Below are 20,378 nucleotides of genomic sequence, written 5' to 3' on the forward strand. Positions count from 1 at the left end.
TTTACGCGAAAAAGAGTTTATCCCCAAAATAATAGAATAACAAAATTTTCGATTGTGGAAAAGTTATTTTTCCTCGGAAAATTATCCACAACTAAAATAGTCGCACTCTATATTTTAACTTATCCACATGTGAATAACAATATTTCGTGATTATTCAAGGTGAACATATTTGTTCATTTCCGCTGATTGCAAGAGTCCTTATAAACTTCAATAAAAAATCCGAATCATTTTCTCGATTCGGATTTTACGTATTATACTTTTTTCGTTTCAAATATTTCTTTTATAAATTCTCTTGAATGCAACAGTTCATTCCGTATATCATTCCATTGGCATTCTATTGAAATTCGCCCGCTGTAATTAGCCTGTTTTAAGCTTTCAGCGAAGCGATTGTATGGATAGTGACCTGTTCCTGGTGCTAATCGACCTGTATCGGCTACATGGATATGTTTAATATATTCTTTCGCCTCTACTATATTTTCAAGTGATTCTTTTTCCTTATCCATATGGTAAAAATCGGCTAATATTTTTATAGATGGCCTGTTAACCTTCTTCGCAAATTCTTCAGCCTCAATCACACTATTAAGGATATTGCTTTCTTTTTTGTTTAAAGGCTCAATGACTATCGTAATTCCTAGAAGTTCTGCATGGTCTGCAGCTAAGCTTAAAAATTGCAGAATTTGTTCTTCTGCTCGTTCACTGGAAAAACCTTCTGGAATGGAGCGCGCACTTCCGCTCCCAAATACAATTATTTCTGCTCCGATTTGATGCACTCTTTGTAAAGCTATTTCAACATAATGTTTAATTCGATTATGATCAACGGCCTCACCTACAATTTTCATATCTCCTGGTAGAAAGACATTGCAGGCCTCAACTGGAAGTGGACTGTCCTGAAATTTTTTAATGATCTCTGCAAATTCGCGGTCACTTTTTTCTGGCATAAGGGACACAACAGTACATTCAATAAAATCAAATCCTGCATCATGAACCATTTTTGCTTGATCAATGCCTAAACAGCATCCAAATTTCATTATGCCAGCTCCCCATATCTATTTTTTAAAAAACCTAAATAAATCTCCATATATAATTTTGTCAGAAAAATTTAGTTCGTTTTGAACTTGTATAAAATAGGGTGAGCATTTATTTCGTTTTACTTTTTTGCCCGATTCTTTGCCATAACAGGCCCCTTCAGTGTAAATATAATGATCTGTCGTAAATGTACCGTCCCTAAACACGACTAGACGATTCTTTTTGTTCGATAACAAACTCGTTCCAAAGGAAAAGGCTTGATCTTTTTCGTCTACTCCTAATAAATCAAAAATCGTCGCTCTTAAATCAATTTGCCCGCCAACTGTATCAATTACTTCACCTTTCATTCCAGGAATATGGATGAATAAAGGCACTTTTTGCAATTCAACTTGGTCTTTAACTGTAATTTCATGTCCAAGCACTTCGCTTAATGCATCATTATAGCTTTTGGAAATTCCGTAATGGTCCCCAAATAAGACAAAAATGGAGTTTTCATATAAATCCGTGTCTTTAATTTGATCAAAGAATGATTTAATGGCTTCATCTTCATACCGAACAGTCGTAAAATATCTGTTCACGACCCCTTGTTCCGTTTCAAGTTCAGGTATGAATTGATCTTCTGGGTTCAATAGAAACGGAAAATGGTTCGTCAAAGTTAAAAATTTCGCATAAAAAGGCTGTGGCAGCGACTTTAAATACGGCATCGACTGTTCAAAAAATGGAATATCCTTTAAGCCATAGTTAATCGAGTTTTCTTCATTTACATCGTAATCTTCCTTTGAGAAAAATCGGTCATATCCTAATGAATCATACATCGTCAATCGGTTCCAAAATTGTGAGTCGTTTCCGTGAAAAGAAGCAGAATAATACTCATATTTCTTTAGTATTTCGGGTGTCGCCAAGAATTCATTTTTCGGTTTTCTAACGAATACAGATCCGCCTGAAAGTGGATATAAGCTATTATCCAGTATAAACTCGGCATCAGATGTTTTTCCTTGTGCGGTTTGGTGATAAAAGTTAGGAAAATATAAGCTTTCCTCTTTCAATTTATTTAAAAACGGAGTTACTTCCTGATCCTTTATTTTTTTATCTATGACAAATGCTTGTGTGGACTCAAGGAAAATGACGATAACGTTTTTTCCATTAGCGATTCCGTGAAAATCAGAAGGTGTGGTTTTTTTATGTTTTTTTTCAAAGAAATGAGTAATTTCAGCAACTTCACTTTCATCCGCTAAAACGCTATTGACGGATGATTTTGAATATTGAAATATATCAAACACGTGGTAATAATATAGACCAAGAGATTTAACGATGAGTTCTTTATCATACGATTTATTCCAAAAATCCGAATTTAGCACCATACTAAAAAGTAAAGGAACTGTCACTAAAATTAAGAAGTGCCGCTTCTTGAAATTTTTCTTTAAGGGAAGATTGATCTCGACTGAATACTTTTTTCTCATAAAAAAAATAAGTAAAAGTAAGTCTAGGAACATCCAAACATCATAGTATTTTATTAGTTCAACGGTGCTTTGACTTAATCCACCTACATTTTGAAATTGGAGCAACACCGGCACAGTAATGAAATCAATATAAAATCGGTAATAAAGGACATTTCCGAACAAGATGCCTGTGAGCAATAAATCAATGACAAAAAAGGCCTTTGTTCTGGCAGATTTCCGAAAAAGAAAACCGATGCTGAGAAAAAAAGCGCAAGATGCAAGGGATGTTGAAGCCAACACAATCCCCTGTCCAATCGACTGGATATTAATATGAAACACCCATATGTATAAGGCACACATTTTAATCCATAGTGAAAAAACGGCTGCACTATAAATAAAAATCTCATTGTTTTCTTTTGATGTATGTATTGTAATAAATCTGCTTTTCATTTATGCCACTTCCGCTTATTTTATTTACCCTCATTCTACCACTATAACATTAGTAAAAAACACATAATTAACTCGTCATTATTTGCGACGTATGAGACTGATAAAAAGTTTCAAATTAGGGCAAAAAATAAAAAGCCGATCGAGAAGAATCGGCTTTTAGCGTTATGATATTGTTTTAGTTCTACTGAATAGATGGATGATACGATTAAATAAAGGTTCTATCAATCTTCTTTGTGAATAGACAAAGGCTGAGACAATAATAGCGATACATGCACCTGCCATTACATCAAGTGGGTAATGGACACCGATATAAATTCTAGATAGTGCCATAGCGAAAGACAGTATGATTAAGATGCTACCAATCTTCCTCTTTCTCCAAAACATAGCGAATGCCAACCCAAATGCACCAGCTGAGTGGTTGCTTGGGAATGAGGGATCCGAATCTGATGTAGTTGATAGCAGGGTTACGGCGTGATCTACAAATGGCCGCGGACGGAAATACATCATTTCTATTAGTTTATCGATTCCTAAGACAAAAATGGTTATTGTAAAGGCAAATAATACGATTTTTCGATTTTCAAATTTTTCCCCTGATTTGGAAAACCATAGCCAAACAAATACAAGTCCAAACAAATTTGGACCAAATTTAGAAAACAATATAACAATTTGGTCAAGAATATCATTTTTTCCAGCAAATTGATTAATGAGTTCAAACAAACGATAATCAAGATTCATATTTTTTCTCCTATATTTTAAAAATATTGTTGCGAGATGTTTTTTATAATAGCATTTAGTAGGTCATGAAATCTAGCTATTGTCTTTCAAAAATTTAGAAAGGCGTAAAATCTCAAGTAGTAAAATATTGAGACCAAGCCATACTCCTCCGAACACATATCCTGCCGCCACATCACTCGGCCATTCATTTTCAATATAAATTTGTGCACTGCCAGAAAAGAATAAGATTATTACTACTACAACCATTGCTCCTATACGGATCCAGTGATTGCGTAAATGAAGGACGAACAGGTATAAACAAAAACCATAGATGACAGTGGCTAGTAAAGTCTGTTCTCCTGGAAATGAAGATGACATTTTTGGCGCGATTTTCTGGAAAAGTGCCCTTAATCCTTCTTCATACACTTCTCCGCCTATTCCTGCGATAAATAGAAATACGATCTCATACAATCTCTCCCTGCCCCTCCATACAATCCAAAGGAAGGTTAGTGAGGCAATGCATATGAGAGTGGGATTTGAAATTGCCAATTCAAAAGCACTCACTGCAGAAATCCATTTTCCTTCAAAAATAGAATCGATAAGAAGGATGGTAATTTCATTAAAATCAGCAAATTCATTACCAAGAAAATCTTGTATTAACCCCATCATCAAACTGATCAAAGCAAGTGTAACAAACATAGAAAAGACGATGAAAAGTTTCGCCTTTCTTTTTCTTTTTTCCATCATATTTTTTATAAAGTATATCAGCCAAGATTTAATCTTTTGCTTATTTTTTCGATATACATAAATCATAATGAAAATCACTGCAGCTAATAACACGCCTATTATCAAGTACTTTTTAATTGAGGTATGGAATTGATCCCATTGCGGCCCTAATAATTTTCCAATCGAAATAAAAATAGCAGTCCAGACAAAGGCACCTGTATAAGCATAAATCATATAGACTTTGATAGGGAGTCTTGTAACACCTGAGAAATAACCGGTTATATGTCTGACGCCGGGAATAAAAAAGCCAAAAATCAACATCTTATTTCCATGATTAGTAAACCATTGTGATATGCGATTTAAACGATCGGGACCCATATGAAATCGATGTCCATGTTTTTCGATAAAAGGGTGTCCTAGTTTGTACCCTATTCCATAAGCAATCGTCATGCCAACACTACTTCCAAGAGCCGCTGCCAAAATACAAAGAACCCAATTCATATGACCTTGAAACACAAGATAACCTGCATAACTCATCAAAATTTCTCCCGGTATGGGCAGCGCAATCAATTCAAGCATCAAGGCGATGAAAAGGACGATATATCCGTATTGGTCTACATAGGATAGCATTGTTTCCATTTTTTCACCGCCTTCTAGCTGTATCTTCAGATCATGTTTTTATGAGTAGTTTGATGGTTACTTTTGTCCATTTTTCTTCAGAACTTTCCAAGTACACTTTTCCACCGAAATTCTCGACTAAACGTTTTGCAATGGAAAGTCCTAATCCACTTCCTCCGCTCTTACGGGTGCGTGCTTTATCTACCCGGTAAAAACGATTTAGGACAAACGGGAGATCTTGCTTCGGAATCCCAATACCGTAATCTTTAATTTCAATCAAGAAAAATTGATTTTCAACAGCTGTTTTTACCTCAATTAATTTATCCTTATAAGAAAATTTCACAGCATTATCCAATACGATGAGAAGAATTTGTTCTACATAACGGCTCGGCATTTCAATGAGGATATGTTCATCTGCATGCTGGTATGTTCTAATATCAAAATCACTATGAATTAATTTAAAGTTTTCTAAAACCCTATCTATCACTTCATTCGGATTAATGGCTTCATGTAGGATTGTATCTGCAGGATGTTCTTCAGCTTTTGAAAGTTCAAGGAGTTCAGCAACTAGATTAATTAGTCTATCCACTTCTCTTAAACTCAACCCGATTGATCTTTCTAATACTTTCGGATCTTCTTTTCCCCAGCGCTTAATCAACGATAGATGGCCATGAATAATCGTAAGCGGGGTTTTTAATTCATGCGACGCATCTTCGATAAATTGTTTTTGCTGATTGAAAGAACGCTCTACATCATCCATCAAATCATTGAACATCATGCCTAAGTCCGTTATTTCATCATGATGGGCTCCAATCGGAACTCTCTCCTGCAAACCGTTCCGCTTGATTTTTCTCATGGTATCAACCATATTATTGACTGGCTTGAGCAATTGATGGCTAAGCAGCCTTCCACCTAATAAACTTAACCCAATTGCTCCAATTCCTCCTGTAATCATCACGATTAAGAAGTATTTCATCAATTCATCCGATTTTTCTATACTGTGACCTATTTCAATGCTCCCTGAAAAATCGCTGTTTTTAAAAGGGCTCCTTAGTAGAAGTAATGGTTCATCATCGCTTTTTAATTCTATTAATTCAGCATGCTTCACATTTTTCGGAATAATATTATCTTCAGGGAAGTCTTCGGACGTTGTGAATAACACCTGTTCATTTTGATTTATAATCCGAATCATTTGCGATTCTTGATTAATCTTATCTAGGAAATCTTTTGCTCCTTCTAAATCAAAGTTATTTTGAGCGTGATTGGCTGCATTTAAATAAGCCAATACTTCATCCATTTTTGTTTGGATGGCTTCTTTTTCCTGATTTATTAGCCAGTGGTGGATAAAAAAATATTGAATGACATTAAAAGAAAAAAATAACAAAATCATTAGACATGCAGACCATAAAGTCAGTTTCCACTTTATACTAATTTCAGTTAATTTTCGTATGGATTGATTCATTCTCTCATCACATACCCTGTACCCCGTAATGTCTGGATATAGCTTTCTTTATCATGTATATCTATTTTATTGCGAAGATGTCTAACATAAACATCGACTACATTCGTTTCAACCATCGTGTCATAACCCCAAATTTTGTCCAATAACATGTCTCTCGTCAAAACGCGATTAATGTTTTTCATGAACATTAATAGGAGTTCATATTCCTTTTTAGTCAGTTCGATCATGTGACCATCTTTTTTTAACGTCCTGGAATACTGATCCAATTCCAAATCTTTAAAGGTTAAGGTAATAGTAGAAGAATCCATTAACATTTTTTCTTCACGCCGTAAAATAACCCGGATTCGTGCTAGCAATTCTTCTATGGCAAATGGCTTTGGCAAGTAATCATCCGCCCCACTATCTAAACCCAATACCCGGTCCATCACGCTATCCCTTGCCGTGAGCATGATAATAGGCGTTTCTTTACTACTTTTTAGCCTCCTACATACTTCTATTCCATTTAAGCGAGGCAACATTAAATCTAGCAATATGACATCGATATCTTTTTCTAATGCGATTTCAAGTCCGCTTCGCCCATCATAAGCAGTCAGCACTTCATAGCCTTCATGCTCCAATTCCAATTCGATAAATTCTGCCAAACTTTCTTCATCTTCGATTATTAATATTTTTTTCAAAGCTATGGCACCCTCTTTAAAGGATTTCAAAAATAGTATAACCTAACCATTGGTAAGTTGCCTTTTTAACATATGATTTCAGTGGCAATCAAAACAACTATCAAAAACAAGTCAATTTAATTATAAGAATCCCATCTACTAGATGGGATTCTTATTTAAGTGTAATTACACCATTTTTCACAAAAATTAGTCGTCGTTCTGTTCCCCGTCATTGTCATCGTCGTTTGTTTCGTTATCCGCTTTTTCTACTTTTAATACTTTTCCAGTCTTCGCATCGATTTTTACATCATTTTTTTGCCCTTGTTGATCTTTAATTTCAACCCCATAAACGATGACTCCATCTTCATCTTCAAGCTGCACGTCGGTTACTTCACCTTTTACTTCTGTTTGAGCAATAGATGAACTTTCTTCTTTCGTTATTTTAGCTTCTTTTTGCAATTGAGCTTGTTCATCGTCATCACTCACTTCACCATCGTTATCATCTTTTTCATTATCTGTTTCGGTTTTTAAGACTTTACCCGAATTTGCATCAATGACAACATCATGCTTTACACCATTCGTATCTGTTACTTCAATATCATACGTTAAGGTGCCATGTTCTTTTTCTACTTCCACGTCTGTTACTTTGCCGTTGATTTCTTTTAGGGCAATTTCTTTACTTTGCTCCTCTGTGATTTGAGTGGCATTTGCTGAAGTAGACGCTGACGCAGTTTTAATTAGTATGGATCCAACTGCTCCACTTCCGATAATAGTTAAAGCTAAAGCTGGGACTAAAATTTTCTTATTCAAATTCCTCACTCCTCATAGTTTTTTTTTCTACAAAATCGATAATAGACAACAAATATGAAATCACTCTGAATTGAAAATGAAATTTTTTTCATAAAGTACAAATGCTCAAGCGCCTGTTCAGCGACGTACAAACTTTTTAGGGTTCTTACGAGATAAAGGAAACACGATGAGCCTAAAAGGCGAATCGATGTTGACTTATCGTAGGAAGAAACCGAAAGTTTGCTAGGCGATAGGCGCTAGAGCTAGACGGGAACTACTTTCTTGAAAATTATCCACAGGGTTCCAATCTATAATTTCCTAGACAAAAAAACATCCCGAATTGAATGATTCGGAATGCCTTATTATCAACTATTAATTTATCTTCCTATCGGTTGTATCACTACGTAGCGATTTGGTTCTTCGCCTTCTGAAACAGTTTGGACTTTATTATTATCTGATAGTGCAGTATGAATAATTTTTCTTTCGTAATTTGGCATCGGTTCAAGAGAAACTGGCTTTTTGAGGTGCTGTGCTTTTGATGCAAGTCGTCCTGCCAGTTGGATTAGTGTTTCTTTGCGACGCTCACGATAATTTTCTGGGTTTAAAATAACCGTAATATAATGCTTGGAATTGCGGTTTGCAGCAAGCTGCGTTAAATATTGCAATGAGTTGATGGTTTGTCCTCTTTTTCCGATCAGAAGCCCCATCTTTTCTCCAGAAATATTGAAAATGACGTTTCTTTCATCTTCTTTTACTACTTCAATTTCCGATACGATATCCATATTTGACAAAACCGATTGCAAAAATTCCTTTGCCGTTTCAATAGCGTCAGGCTTGACCGTCACCTTCACGACAGCTGGCCTAGCGCCAAACAGTCCAAGCAGCCCCTTTTTCCCCTCATCTACTATAGTGATGTCCGCATGTTCTCTCGTTGTTTTAAGTTGAGCAAGTGCTGATTCTACTGCTTCTTCGACCGTTTGTCCTGTAGCAGTGATTTCTCTCACTTTTTAGCTCCCCCCGCTCCTTCTTTTGCTTTTACATTTTGCATGACTGGTGGTTTGATAAAATAGGTTTGTACAATCATAAAAATATTACCAACTACCCAATAAAGCGCTAATGCTGCTGGGAAGTTAATTGCAAAAATTAAAATCATTGCCGGCATTAAGTAAAGCATCATCGTCATTTGCGGATTTGCGTTTTCCATCCCTGACATCATAATTTTTTGCTGTAGGAAAGTTGTCAGACCTGCGACAATCGGCAAAATATAATATGGATCCGGTGCACCTAAATCAAACCAGAGAAAATCTCCCGCTTTTGCGATTCCTTCGGTTCTAATAATCGCTTGATAAAAACCTATCAAGATCGGCATTTGAACTAACAGTGGAAAACAACCTGCCAACGGATTGACATTATGCTTTTGGAAGAGCTGCATCGTTTCCTGTTGAAGCTGTTGCTGTGTTTTTGCATCTTTGGAGCTATATTTCTCTTTTAATTTTTGCATTTCCGGCTGGATTGCCTGCATCGCTTTTGAGTTTTTGGTTTGCTTAATCATAAGCGGCAAAATAGCTAAACGAATTAAGATCGTTACAATGATAATGGACAACCCATAGCTATTTCCAAACAAATGGGCGACTTCCGTCATTAACCAGGAGAGTGGATATACAATATATTTACTCCAAAAACCTGTACTTTCTGCTGTTATATAGTTTGGATTATCAATTGTTGAACAGCCAGCTGTTACCAACACGAGCAAAATCAATGCCGATAACAATAATATTCTTTTCTTCAAGCTCGTTATCCTCCCTGCTTTCTCAAAATCACATTAACGAATCGGTCTTTCGGCTATTTTAACATTTTTTTGCTAAGATAGTTTGCTTTAAACGTATATTTCAGCTTATATTTTCAAAAAAACATTACATGGATAGCTAGAGCGGCAGCACATTTTTTAATGGTTGGCTTTTTTTAAACATTTACCAAGCTTTAGAACGTGTTCGAGACTACTTTTCACTTCATGAAAATCCATTTCTGCTGTAGGTTTTCTAGCAATGATTACGTAATCTTTCCCATCATCCAATTGTTCTTGTAATTCATGAAACACTTGGCGTATGTACCGTTTAATTTGATTCCGTTTTACGGCATTTCCAATTTTTTTACTGACCGACAACCCAATTCTAAAATGTTCTTGATCCTCTTTTTTCAATATATATATAACAAATTGCCTGTTCGCAACGGATTTTCCCTTTTTAAAAACATCTTGAAAATCGTTATTTTTTTTGATCCTAAACGCTTTCTTCATACTTTCACCCGCATTATGGATTCTTTTTTTAGATCTCGGCATTTGCTTATAGCTTAAGACGCCTAAAGCTAGTCTAACCTCATCGTGTTTATCTCAGTCGAAGACCTTTTCTTCATCGACGTACAGGCGCTTTCACTTGTATTCTCACTAAAAAAAAGACCACTGAGACGTTTCAGTGGTCTACGCTGATAACACTTTTCTTCCTTTGCGACGACGTGCAGCCAATACTCTGCGGCCATTTTTTGTACTCATGCGCGCACGGAATCCGTGTACTTTGCTTCTTTTACGTTTATTTGGTTGAAATGTTCTTTTCATGTATGACACCTCCCCGAGGGTAAGAAAAAATTTCAATATTAGACATACTAGATAATTATAGAGAGACGAAAAGACGATGTCAAGTGGTTTTATTATATCAAACTTATCCCCTGCTCAGATTCTACTAGAACTTTTCCACTGTGAATAACTTTTTCCGTTATTTTTTTATCCACAGCATATATCGACAAGTTTTTCACAAATTAAGGACCTGTGGGTAATTTTTTTCCATAGCTTATTAGTGTTGTGGATAATTTCTGTAATGCATTGCTAATCATGCTTTTATTTGATATGATTATTGTGTTTTCATTATGAATAATATTTATTCCCCAAATCATTATCCACAGATTGTGAATATCATGTGGATAAATTATTCAGTGGGTTTGGATAAACTTGTCCACAATCGGTGGATGATGTCGAAATCTGCTTTTCTACCTTATTATATAGTTTTCCACATTCATAGATTTGTATATTTATAAAATTCATGTAGGAAAACGAAAAACAGTTATAGTACAGCTGCGATTAATTGTAAAGGAGGTTAAATATTGGATAACATAGCTGATCTTTGGGCCCAAGTCCTGATGAATATTAAACAAAAGGTCAGTAAGCCTAGTTTTGATACTTGGCTCAAATCAACGGAAGCTTTTGCGATAAAAGGAGATACGATTACGATAAGTGCTCCTAACGAATTTGCAAGAGACTGGCTTGAAGGACAATATTCTCAGTTGATATCTGGAGTTTTATACGAGATTATCGGTGAAGAATTAAATGTTAAATTTATCATTCCTCCTGATCAAGAAGAGGAAAAAAAGGACGTTGTAAGCGAACCGCCCAAAAAGAGAGAAGAACCGGCAGAATATCAAAACATGCTAAATGCAAAAAATACGTTTGATACGTTCGTTATCGGATCCGGTAACCGCTTCGCACATGCTGCATCTCTCGCAGTAGCAGAAGCACCTGCAAATGCCTACAATCCTCTCTTTATTTATGGTGGAGTGGGAATGGGAAAAACTCATTTAATGCATGCAATTGGTCATTACGTACTTGAACATAATCCTGCAGCAAAAGTTGTTTATCTATCATCTGAAAAATTCACGAATGAATTCATCAATTCGATTCGTGATAATAAAGCGGAGGAGTTTCGAAATAAGTACCGTAGTGTCGATGTATTGCTTATTGATGATATTCAATTTTTAGCGGGAAAAGAATCAACACAAGAGGAATTTTTCCATACTTTTAATACTCTTCATCAAGAAAGTAAGCAAATCATTATAGCAAGTGATCGTCCTCCAAAAGAAATTCCCACACTTGAAGACCGTTTGAGATCACGATTTGAATGGGGACTTATAACTGACATTACACCTCCAGACTTAGAAACACGCATCGCCATTTTACGTAAAAAGGCGAAAGCGGATGGACTGGATATTCCGAATGAAGTCATGCTTTATATTGCTAATCAAATAGATTCGAATATTAGAGAACTAGAGGGCGCTCTTATCAGAGTTGTAGCTTATTCCTCCCTCATTAATAAAGATATTAATGCAGATCTAGCTGCAGAAGCATTAAAAAATATCATTCCAAGTTCAAAACCGAAAGTTGTTACCATCCTCGATATCCAAAAAGCGGTTGGCGCTGAATACAACGTAAAGCTGGATGACTTTAAAGCTAAAAAGCGAACAAAATCGATTGCATTCCCTCGTCAGATCGCAATGTTTCTATCACGAGAAATGACGGATTTCTCACTTCCGAAAATAGGCGAAGAATTTGGTGGGCGTGATCATACAACGGTCATTCACGCTCATGAGAAAATATCGAAGCTATTGGAAACTGATCAAGACTTGAAAAGCACAATAGAAGACATTCGTGATTCTCTTAAAAATTTCTAATGGGGATTTTGTGTATAAGTTGCACATACTCATGCACAGCATGTCCACATGTGGATAGTTTGTAATTTCAAGTCATACACAGAGTTATCCACATATTCACAAGCACTATTACTATTACTACGATTTTTTTTATAAAAAATAATAATATATGCAGTAAAGTTTAAATTTGAAAAATGGGGGAATAAGCATGAAATTTGTTATTCAGCGAAATCGCCTTATTGATAGTGTTCAAGATGTAATGAAGGCCGTATCATCCAGAACAACGATTCCGATATTAACAGGTATTAAAATTGTCGCTTCGAACGAAGGAATTACACTAACAGGTAGTGATTCCGATATTTCTATCGAATCTTTTATCCCAAAAGAGGAAGATGGAGATGAAATTGTTGAAATCAAAGAAACGGGCGGCATCGTATTAAACGCTAAGTTTTTTGGTGAAATTGTTCGGAAGCTGCCAATGGATTTTGTTGAATTTGAAGTGCAAAACCATCTTCAAACAATTATTAGATCAGGAAAAGCGGAGTTTAATCTGAACGGATTGGATCCAGATGAATACCCGCATCTGCCACAAATATCTGAGGATAAAGTTTTTTCGATTCCGACTGATTTATTGAAATCAATCATTCGCCAAACTGTTTTTGCAGTGTCCACCTCAGAAACACGCCCAATCTTGACAGGTGTAAACTGGCATATTGAAAATGGGAAACTAACTTGCACGGCTACCGATAGTCATAGGCTAGCAATGCGCACAGCTCCAATTGAAATCGATCCAAGTGAAACATATAACGCGGTTATACCAGGAAAAAGTTTAATTGAGTTAAGCAAAATTTTGGATGACTCCAATACTCCAGTTGAAATCGTCATGACTGAAAGTCAATTTCTGTTTAAATCAAAAAATCTATTATTCTTCTCGCGTCGTTTAGAAGGTAATTACCCTGATACATCTAGACTTATTCCGACAGACAGCAAAACAGAACTCGTACTGCAGGCAAAAGATTTTCTTCATGCAATCGACCGTGCTTCACTGTTAGCCAGAGGAGAAAGAAATAATGTTGTAAAACTAGTCACTTTAGATGAAAAAGCAATTGAAATTTCTTCGACAACTCCTGAAATCGGAAATGTAGTAGAACAAATCCAAAGCGAATCAATGAGCGGAGAAGAATTAAAAATATCCTTCAGTGCGAAATACATGATGGATGCCCTAAGAGCCCTAGAAGGCACAGAAGTTGTCATCCATTTTACCGGAGCCATGAGACCATTTATCATTCGCTCCGTTGATGACGATTCGATTTTGCAGCTGATTTTACCAGTGAGAACTTTTTAATTAAGAAAAAGTTAATCTAAAAAATACCCAATAACTTAATGCCACAGAGTTGATTGCAGCGGAAGGCGCGAAGACTCCTACGGGAATACGGGGTAATGGAGACCCCACAGGGGGCTCGAGGTCAAATAACCTGAGTCAATAAAAGTCAAAGAGCGACTTTTTTGCCTCAGAACATTTGCTTGTCGGAGGCCCGCAGGATGCGGGTCAGGAAGGCGTTGCAACAGGACGTTGCGCCCTTAGCCTTCCTTCTTTTGATCAAGCCTTCCGCTTTTCGATGCTCGCGGAAAGCGAGTGCCAGAAGCAAAAATCAACGGTAAAGTTTAAGAAATCCTGCCCAAGAAAAAGGCGGGATTTTTAAATTATTCTCATTGTTTTCATGGATTTCCGCATTTTTTTGTAATGAACCTCAATCTTTAGTAAAATAAAGAAAGGAACTTTTTCATGAAAAGAGTGAGAACGTGGATAATAAAATTAAAATAGACACGGATACGATTACACTTGGTCAGTTTTTAAAACTTGCTGACGTCATTTCATCTGGAGGAATGGCGAAGTGGTTTCTAAGCGAACACGAGGTGTTTATTAATGGTGAACAGGATCAAAGGAGAGGCCGAAAACTTATGGTCAATGATAAAATTGACATAAAAGGAATCGGCACCTTTGTTATTGTCCGCTAAAGGATGTTGACTTCATGTATATTGAAGAGCTGGAGTTGAAAGATTATCGAAACTATCATGAGTTGAATGTATCCTTTGAAAACAATGTAAACGTCATATTAGGCGAAAATGCTCAAGGGAAAACAAATGTGATGGAATCGATTTTTGTTTTAGGGATGGCCAAATCGCATAGAACGTCCAATGATAAAGATTTAATCCGCTGGGACTCAGAATATGCTAAAATAAAGGGTAGACTGCAAAAAATAAATGGATCCGTACCATTGGAGCTCATTATTTCAAAAAAGGGTAAAAAAGCAAAATTCAATCATATTGAGCAGCAAAAATTAAGCCAATATGTAGGAAATATGAATGTCGTCATGTTTGCGCCTGAAGATCTCCATCTTGTAAAAGGGAGCCCTCAAGTAAGGCGTCGTTTTATTGATATGGAAATCGGCCAAGTATCGCCTGTGTATTTGTACGATATGAGCCAATTCCAAAAAATATTGCAGCAGAGAAATAATTATTTAAAACAGCTGCAAATCAAGAAACAAAATGACTTTACTTTTCTTGAAGTTCTTACGGAACAATATATCGAAGTAGCTGTAAGAGTCATTAAGAAGAGATTTGAATTTATCCAAATGTTGGAAGAATGGGCGAAACCGATTCATTCCGGAATTTCACGAGGCTTAGAGACACTTTCAATTCAATATAAGCCGTCGATTGAGGTATCGGAAGACACGGATTGGTCCAAAATGGTAACAATGTTTGAAGAAAAATTATATTCACTCAAGCAAAGGGAAATTGATCGCGGGGTAAGTTTGATTGGCCCGCATCGTGATGAAATTATATTTTTTGTCAATGGCAGGGATGTGCAAACGTTCGGTTCACAAGGACAGCAGCGAACAACCGCATTATCCGTTAAATTGGCTGAAATAGATTTAATATATTCAGAAATTAATGAATATCCAATTTTACTGCTGGACGATGTCTTATCTGAACTTGATGATTATCGACAGTCGCATTTATTAAATACGATTAAAGGTAAAATCCAAACGTTTGTCACGACAACAACGGTCGATGGAATTGACCATCAAACACTTAGAGAAGCTACGACCTTCCATGTGAAAAGTGGAGTGATGGAAAGAGTGAAATGAGGTGAAGGGATGTATATCCACGTAGGGGAAGATGTGATGGTTCGCTCAAGCGAAATCATTGCTATCCTTGAAAAAGATACGGTCCATTCTTCGGAGGATATTAAACAGTATTTATCAGAACATCAAGATGCTGTTGTTCATTTAGCGAATGGAAACTTTAAATCGATGATCATTACGAAGCCTCATGTTTACTTATCTCCGATTGCTCCGGGAACATTAAAAAAACGTTTATTGAAATCGGGAAGCGATGTAGAAATAGATGATTGAAAGAGCGGGTGAGTTTTATGACAATGGATCAAAAAGATATTCAAGGACAATCATATGATGAAAATCAAATACAGGTGCTTGAAGGCTTGGAAGCAGTTCGAAAACGGCCTGGAATGTATATTGGCTCAACCAGCTCAAAAGGACTTCACCACCTTGTATGGGAAATAGTCGATAATAGTATCGATGAAGCGCTAGCGGGATATTGTGATGAAATCAATATCGCAATTGAAAAAGATAACAGTATTACGGTTAAGGATAATGGGCGCGGAATTCCAGTTGGGATACAGGAAAAAATGGGACGGCCTGCGGTTGAAGTTATTTTGACTGTCCTTCACGCTGGTGGGAAATTCGGTGGCGGCGGATATAAAGTATCGGGCGGGCTCCATGGCGTTGGTGCTTCAGTTGTAAACGCCCTTTCGACCGAATTGGAAGTATATGTCCATTTAAACGGACAAATTCACTACCAAAAATATGAGCGTGGTGTTCCATGCTTTGATTTAAAAGTTATTGGTGAAACGGATTATACAGGAACGATTATTCATTTTAAACCGGACCCAGAAATTTTCACTGAAACGACTGAGTATGATTTTGATACGCTTGCAACACGTATTCGCGAGCTTGCCTTTTTAAATAAAGGTCTCAAACTCACGATTGAAGATAAACGCGGAGAACAAGCAAAAATTAGCGAGTTTCATTATGAGGGCGGAATTAAGTCATATGTTGAGCATTTGAATCAATCGAAAGAAGTTCTGCATGAGGAACCAGTCTATATTGAAGGTGAACGAGATGGGATTGAAGTAGAGGTCGCCCTTCAATATAACGATGGCTATGCTAGTAATTTGTACTCTTTCGCCAATAATATTCATACGTATGAAGGCGGTACACATGAAGCAGGATTTAAAACCGCGTTAACAAGGGTCATTAACGATTACGCGCGAAGAAGCAATATTTTTAAAGATAATGACAGTAATCTTTCTGGTGAAGATGTACGAGAAGGATTGACTGCCATTGTTTCCATTAAACACCCAGATCCACAATTTGAAGGGCAAACAAAAACAAAACTTGGAAATTCTGAAGCTCGCACGATCACTGACTCTTTATTCTCCGAGTATTTTGAAAAGACATTGCTGGAGAATCCAGTGCTTGCCCGTAAAATTGTCGATAAAGGTTTAATGGCGGCTCGGGCTCGAATGGCAGCAAAGAAAGCTCGTGAATTAACTCGTAGAAAAAGTGCACTTGAAATCTCAAGTTTACCTGGAAAGTTGGCCGATTGTTCCTCTCGAGATCCACAAATTAGCGAATTATTTGTCGTTGAGGGTGATTCCGCTGGTGGTTCCGCTAAGCAAGGACGTGATCGGCATTTCCAAGCGATTTTGCCTTTAAGAGGTAAAATCCTGAATGTTGAAAAAGCGCGTCTTGATAAAATCCTATCTAATAATGAGATAAGAACGATTATCACAGCTCTTGGAACAGGTATTGGAGAAGATTTTGATATCGCAAAAGCACGTTATCATAAAATGGTGATCATGACTGATGCCGATGTGGATGGAGCTCATATCCGTACATTGCTATTAACGTTCTTTTACCGTTTTATGAGGCCATTAGTGGAAGCTGGTTTTGTGTATATTGCACAGCCACCTCTATATAAAATTTCTCAAAACAGAAAAGATCATTATGTGTATTCAGATAAAGAATTGGATGATTTATTAGCAGAATTGCCTCAAGTTCCAAAGCCAGGCATCCAACGTTATAAAGGTTTAGGGGAAATGAATCCAGAGCAACTGTGGGAAACAACGATGGATCCTGAGAACCGAACATTACTTCAAGTGAGCCTTGAAGATGCGATTGAAGCAGACCAAACATTTGATATGCTAATGGGTGAAAAAGTAGAACCGCGCAGGGTGTTTATTGAAGAAAATGCGTTGTATGTTAAGAATCTGGATATATAAAAGTTTCTTCGAACGTTGATAGAAAGGCGCTTTTGCTTCAGCGCCTATCGACTAGTGAACTTCTCTGCTTTTTCGTTTGCGTAAGGTGTGTCCTATATCGCAAGTCTTGTGCATTAAAGTTCATAAATCGATTACCAAGGTGCTTGCGCTTTTCTAAATGAAATGGAGGTTGCCAATTATGGCAGATGTACCTAATTCAAATATAAAAGGAATTAATTTAAGTCAGGAAATGCGATCTTCTTTTCTTGATTATGCGATGAGTGTCATCGTTTCCCGTGCATTGCCGGACGTACGAGATGGTTTGAAGCCCGTGCATCGTCGAATATTATATGCGATGAATGATCTCGGTATGACAAGTGATAAAGCCTATAAAAAGTCGGCGAGAATTGTTGGGGAAGTCATCGGTAAATACCATCCACATGGTGACTCTGCCGTTTATGAAACAATGGTTCGGATGGCGCAGGATTTTAGCTACCGTAATATGCTCGTTGATGGTCACGGAAACTTCGGGTCAGTTGATGGTGATTCCGCAGCGGCGATGCGTTATACGGAAGCAAGAATGTCTAAAATCTCTATGGAGCTCGTGCGGGACTTAAATAAAGATACGATTGATTATAAAGATAATTATGATGGCTCTGAAAAAGAACCGGTTGTTTTACCTTCACGTTTTCCGAATCTATTAGTAAACGGTTCCTCGGGTATCGCGGTTGGAATGGCGACGAATATTCCTCCGCATTCTCTTGATGAGGTTATTGATGCGATTCTTGTTTTAAGTCGTGACCCAGAGCTCACTACTCAAGAGTTAATGGAGCATATTCAAGGACCAGATTTCCCTACTGCAGGAATTATTCTGGGAAGAAGCGGGATTAGAAGAGCTTATGAAACTGGTCGTGGTTCGATTACATTAAGAGCAAAAGTGGAGATTGAAACGAAGGCAAATGGAAGAGAAACCATCCTCGTTCATGAGCTCCCATATCAAGTGAATAAAGCAAAACTGATTGAACGAATTGCTGAGCTCGTCCGTGAGAAAAAAATTGAAGGTATTACCGATTTAAGAGATGAATCGGATCGGAATGGAATGCGCGTCGTTATGGAGGTCCGTAGAGATGCGAACGCGAATGTCATTTTAAATAATTTATACAAGATGACAGCGATGCAAACTACTTTCGGTATCAATATGCTTGCGCTCGTTGATGGACAGCCAAAAGTATTGACGTTAAAACAATGTCTATACTATTATCTTGAACATCAAAAAGAAATCATTCGACGCAGAACCGAATTTGAACTACGAAAAGCGGAAGCACGTGCCCATATTTTAGAAGGGTTAAGAATTGCACTTGATCATATCGATGCGATTATTAGTTTAATTAGAGGATCGGCGAATACTGATATTGCTAGAACAGGGTTAATGGAGCAATTTAACCTTACTGAAAAACAAGCGCAAGCAATTCTTGATATGCGCTTGCAGCGTCTAACAGGATTAGAACGTGAAAAAATTGAGGAAGAATATCAAGGTCTAGTTAAATTGATAGCTGAATTAAAAGCTATTTTAGCAGATGAAGAAAAAGTTCTTGAAATTATTAGAGAAGAATTACTTGAAATAAAAGAGCGCTTTGGCGATGGAAGACGTACTGAAATCGTAGCGGGCGGCATTGAAAATATCGATGACGAAGATTTGATTCCGAGAGAAAACGTCGTCGTCACGTTGACACATAACGGATATATAAAACGTTTGCCAATTTCCACATATCGCAGTCAGCGCCGTGGCGGCCGTGGCGTACAAGGAATGGGGACAAACGACGATGATTTTGTTAAACATTTGATCACGACATCCACGCACGATACAATCCTATTTTTCACGAACAAAGGAAAGGTATATCGCGCCAAAGGATATGAAATTCCAGAATATAGCAGGACAGCAAAAGGGCTTCCGATTATTAATCTGCTCGGAATTGAAAAAGACGAATCGATTAATACGGTCATTTGCGTAGAAGAGTTCCATGACGATTGGTATTTGTTCTTTGCGACGAAGCAAGGAGTTGTAAAGCGAACACCACTTTCCGCATTCGCCAACATTCGAAATAATGGCTTGATTGCTTTAGGCCTTCGAGACAACGATGAACTTATTTCCGTTAAATTAACAGATGGAAATAAAAATATTGTAATGGGAACGAAGAGCGGGCTATTGATTCATTTCGTTGAAACAGACGTCCGTTCTATGGGGAGATCGGCGACTGGAGTAAAAGGAATTACACTTTCCGATGACGATGAAGCGGTCGGAATGGAAATTCTTGAAGAAGACCATGATGTTCTCGTCGTAACGAAAAATGGTTACGGAAAAAGAACTCCTGCTTCAGAATATCGCCTTCAAAGCCGTGGCGGTAAAGGTCTGATTACTTGTAAAGTAACCGATAGAACAGGTACAGTAGTCGCTGTAGAAACAATAAGAGGCGATGAGGATGTCATGCTCATTACAGCCGGTGGAATTTTGATTCGTATGGATGTAAAGGATATTTCCGTGATCGGTCGAAATACTCAGGGTGTCAAACTCATTACCCTCGGTGAAGATGAATTTGTTGCCACAGTAGCAAAAGTTGAGAAAGAAGAAGAGGAAACTACGGAATCTGACGAAACTATTGCGGATGAACTTAATTAAG

Annotated in this window: 18 protein-coding genes; 7 read left to right on the forward strand and 11 right to left on the reverse strand. The window is 37.2% G+C overall.

The features are described 5' to 3' along the window. Positions 1–251: 251 nt before the first annotated feature. From KHA97_RS15985 to rpmH, 11 genes are all read right to left on the reverse strand, one after another. Positions 252–1,028 (reverse strand): sugar phosphate isomerase/epimerase family protein, encoded by a 777-nt coding sequence (locus tag KHA97_RS15985; RefSeq protein ID WP_213125688.1) that lies wholly within the window; start codon positions 1,026–1,028, stop codon positions 252–254. A gap of 18 nt (positions 1,029–1,046) precedes the next feature. Beyond that, complete coding sequence (locus KHA97_RS15990) at positions 1,047–2,915, reverse strand: LTA synthase family protein (RefSeq protein ID WP_213125689.1); 1,869 nt, start codon at positions 2,913–2,915, stop codon at positions 1,047–1,049. A 162-nt stretch (positions 2,916–3,077) separates the two neighbouring features. Then, the gene (locus KHA97_RS15995) at positions 3,078–3,650 is read right to left on the reverse strand and encodes a phosphatase PAP2 family protein (protein ID WP_213125690.1); all 573 of its coding nucleotides are present in this window, start codon (positions 3,648–3,650) and stop codon (positions 3,078–3,080) included. Between the two features lie 72 nt (positions 3,651–3,722). Continuing rightward, entirely contained in the window at positions 3,723–4,994 is a 1,272-nt protein-coding gene (locus tag KHA97_RS16000) for a VTT domain-containing protein (protein ID WP_213125691.1), read from the reverse strand. A 31-nt stretch (positions 4,995–5,025) separates the two neighbouring features. Next, positions 5,026–6,435, reverse strand: coding sequence for a HAMP domain-containing sensor histidine kinase (locus KHA97_RS16005; RefSeq protein ID WP_213125692.1), 1,410 nt, complete (start codon positions 6,433–6,435; stop codon positions 5,026–5,028). Continuing rightward, a complete protein-coding gene (locus KHA97_RS16010; RefSeq protein ID WP_213125693.1) occupies positions 6,432–7,112 on the reverse strand; it encodes a response regulator transcription factor in 681 nt (226 codons plus the stop codon). The genes KHA97_RS16005 and KHA97_RS16010 overlap by 4 nt, the downstream gene beginning before the upstream one ends. A gap of 186 nt (positions 7,113–7,298) precedes the next feature. After that, a complete protein-coding gene (locus KHA97_RS16015; RefSeq protein WP_213125694.1) occupies positions 7,299–7,901 on the reverse strand; it encodes a PepSY domain-containing protein in 603 nt (200 codons plus the stop codon). 356 nt (positions 7,902–8,257) lie between these two features. Continuing rightward, positions 8,258–8,884 (reverse strand): RNA-binding cell elongation regulator Jag/EloR, encoded by a 627-nt coding sequence (gene jag / locus KHA97_RS16020; RefSeq protein WP_213125695.1) that lies wholly within the window; start codon positions 8,882–8,884, stop codon positions 8,258–8,260. Further along, on the reverse strand, positions 8,881–9,669 hold the full coding sequence (gene spoIIIJ, locus KHA97_RS16025; protein WP_213125696.1) for a YidC family membrane integrase SpoIIIJ: 789 nt from the start codon (positions 9,667–9,669) through the stop codon (positions 8,881–8,883). Before spoIIIJ ends, jag begins: the two co-directional genes overlap by 4 nt. Positions 9,670–9,825: 156 nt before the next feature. Then, positions 9,826–10,176 carry a ribonuclease P protein component gene (gene rnpA, locus KHA97_RS16030; protein ID WP_213125697.1) on the reverse strand — a complete coding sequence of 117 codons (351 nt, stop codon included), beginning with the start codon at positions 10,174–10,176 and terminating at the stop codon, positions 9,826–9,828. 180 nt (positions 10,177–10,356) lie between these two features. After that, complete coding sequence (gene rpmH, locus KHA97_RS16035) at positions 10,357–10,491, reverse strand: 50S ribosomal protein L34 (RefSeq protein ID WP_188389883.1); 135 nt, start codon at positions 10,489–10,491, stop codon at positions 10,357–10,359. Positions 10,492–11,033: 542 nt separating this feature from the next. Between rpmH and dnaA the strand changes: the two genes are divergently transcribed. From dnaA to gyrA, 7 genes are all read left to right on the forward strand, one after another. Next, positions 11,034–12,374, forward strand: a complete 1,341-nt coding sequence (dnaA, locus tag KHA97_RS16040; RefSeq protein WP_213125698.1) for a chromosomal replication initiator protein DnaA — start codon at positions 11,034–11,036, stop codon at positions 12,372–12,374. A gap of 187 nt (positions 12,375–12,561) precedes the next feature. Then, positions 12,562–13,698 carry a DNA polymerase III subunit beta gene (dnaN, locus tag KHA97_RS16045; RefSeq protein WP_213125699.1) on the forward strand — a complete coding sequence of 379 codons (1,137 nt, stop codon included), beginning with the start codon at positions 12,562–12,564 and terminating at the stop codon, positions 13,696–13,698. A gap of 458 nt (positions 13,699–14,156) precedes the next feature. Beyond that, a complete protein-coding gene (gene yaaA / locus KHA97_RS16050; RefSeq protein ID WP_213125700.1) occupies positions 14,157–14,372 on the forward strand; it encodes a S4 domain-containing protein YaaA in 216 nt (71 codons plus the stop codon). A 14-nt stretch (positions 14,373–14,386) separates the two neighbouring features. Beyond that, positions 14,387–15,505 (forward strand): DNA replication/repair protein RecF, encoded by a 1,119-nt coding sequence (gene recF, locus KHA97_RS16055; RefSeq protein ID WP_213125701.1) that lies wholly within the window; start codon positions 14,387–14,389, stop codon positions 15,503–15,505. Between the two features lie 9 nt (positions 15,506–15,514). Further along, positions 15,515–15,772 carry an extracellular matrix regulator RemB gene (gene remB, locus KHA97_RS16060; protein WP_213125702.1) on the forward strand — a complete coding sequence of 86 codons (258 nt, stop codon included), beginning with the start codon at positions 15,515–15,517 and terminating at the stop codon, positions 15,770–15,772. 23 nt (positions 15,773–15,795) lie between these two features. Continuing rightward, on the forward strand, positions 15,796–17,721 hold the full coding sequence (gene gyrB / locus KHA97_RS16065; protein ID WP_213125821.1) for a DNA topoisomerase (ATP-hydrolyzing) subunit B: 1,926 nt from the start codon (positions 15,796–15,798) through the stop codon (positions 17,719–17,721). A 178-nt stretch (positions 17,722–17,899) separates the two neighbouring features. Beyond that, on the forward strand, positions 17,900–20,377 hold the full coding sequence (gene gyrA, locus KHA97_RS16070; protein WP_213125703.1) for a DNA gyrase subunit A: 2,478 nt from the start codon (positions 17,900–17,902) through the stop codon (positions 20,375–20,377). Position 20,378: the final 1 nt, after the last annotated feature.

Origin of the sequence: Lederbergia citri, from assembly GCF_018343625.1 — a bacterium.
GTDB lineage: Bacteria > Bacillota > Bacilli > Bacillales > Bacillaceae_C > Lederbergia > Lederbergia citri.

Bases quoted from the DNA above. Each gene is read 5' to 3' on its own strand.
- rpmH (WP_188389883.1), bottom strand. From the start codon at position 10,491: ATGAAAAGAACATTTCAACCAAATAAACGTAAAAGAAGCAAAGTACAC.
- rnpA (WP_213125697.1), bottom strand. From the start codon at position 10,176: ATGAAGAAAGCGTTTAGGATCAAAAAAAATAACGATTTTCAAGATGTT.
- recF (WP_213125701.1), top strand. From the start codon at position 14,387: ATGTATATTGAAGAGCTGGAGTTGAAAGATTATCGAAACTATCATGAG.
- KHA97_RS15990 (WP_213125689.1), bottom strand. From the start codon at position 2,915: ATGAAAAGCAGATTTATTACAATACATACATCAAAAGAAAACAATGAG.
- KHA97_RS15995 (WP_213125690.1), bottom strand. From the start codon at position 3,650: ATGAATCTTGATTATCGTTTGTTTGAACTCATTAATCAATTTGCTGGA.
- KHA97_RS16005 (WP_213125692.1), bottom strand. From the start codon at position 6,435: ATGAATCAATCCATACGAAAATTAACTGAAATTAGTATAAAGTGGAAA.
- gyrA (WP_213125703.1), top strand. From the start codon at position 17,900: ATGGCAGATGTACCTAATTCAAATATAAAAGGAATTAATTTAAGTCAG.
- gyrB (WP_213125821.1), top strand. From the start codon at position 15,796: ATGGATCAAAAAGATATTCAAGGACAATCATATGATGAAAATCAAATA.
- dnaN (WP_213125699.1), top strand. From the start codon at position 12,562: ATGAAATTTGTTATTCAGCGAAATCGCCTTATTGATAGTGTTCAAGAT.
- remB (WP_213125702.1), top strand. From the start codon at position 15,515: ATGTATATCCACGTAGGGGAAGATGTGATGGTTCGCTCAAGCGAAATC.
- KHA97_RS15985 (WP_213125688.1), bottom strand. From the start codon at position 1,028: ATGAAATTTGGATGCTGTTTAGGCATTGATCAAGCAAAAATGGTTCAT.
- KHA97_RS16000 (WP_213125691.1), bottom strand. From the start codon at position 4,994: ATGGAAACAATGCTATCCTATGTAGACCAATACGGATATATCGTCCTT.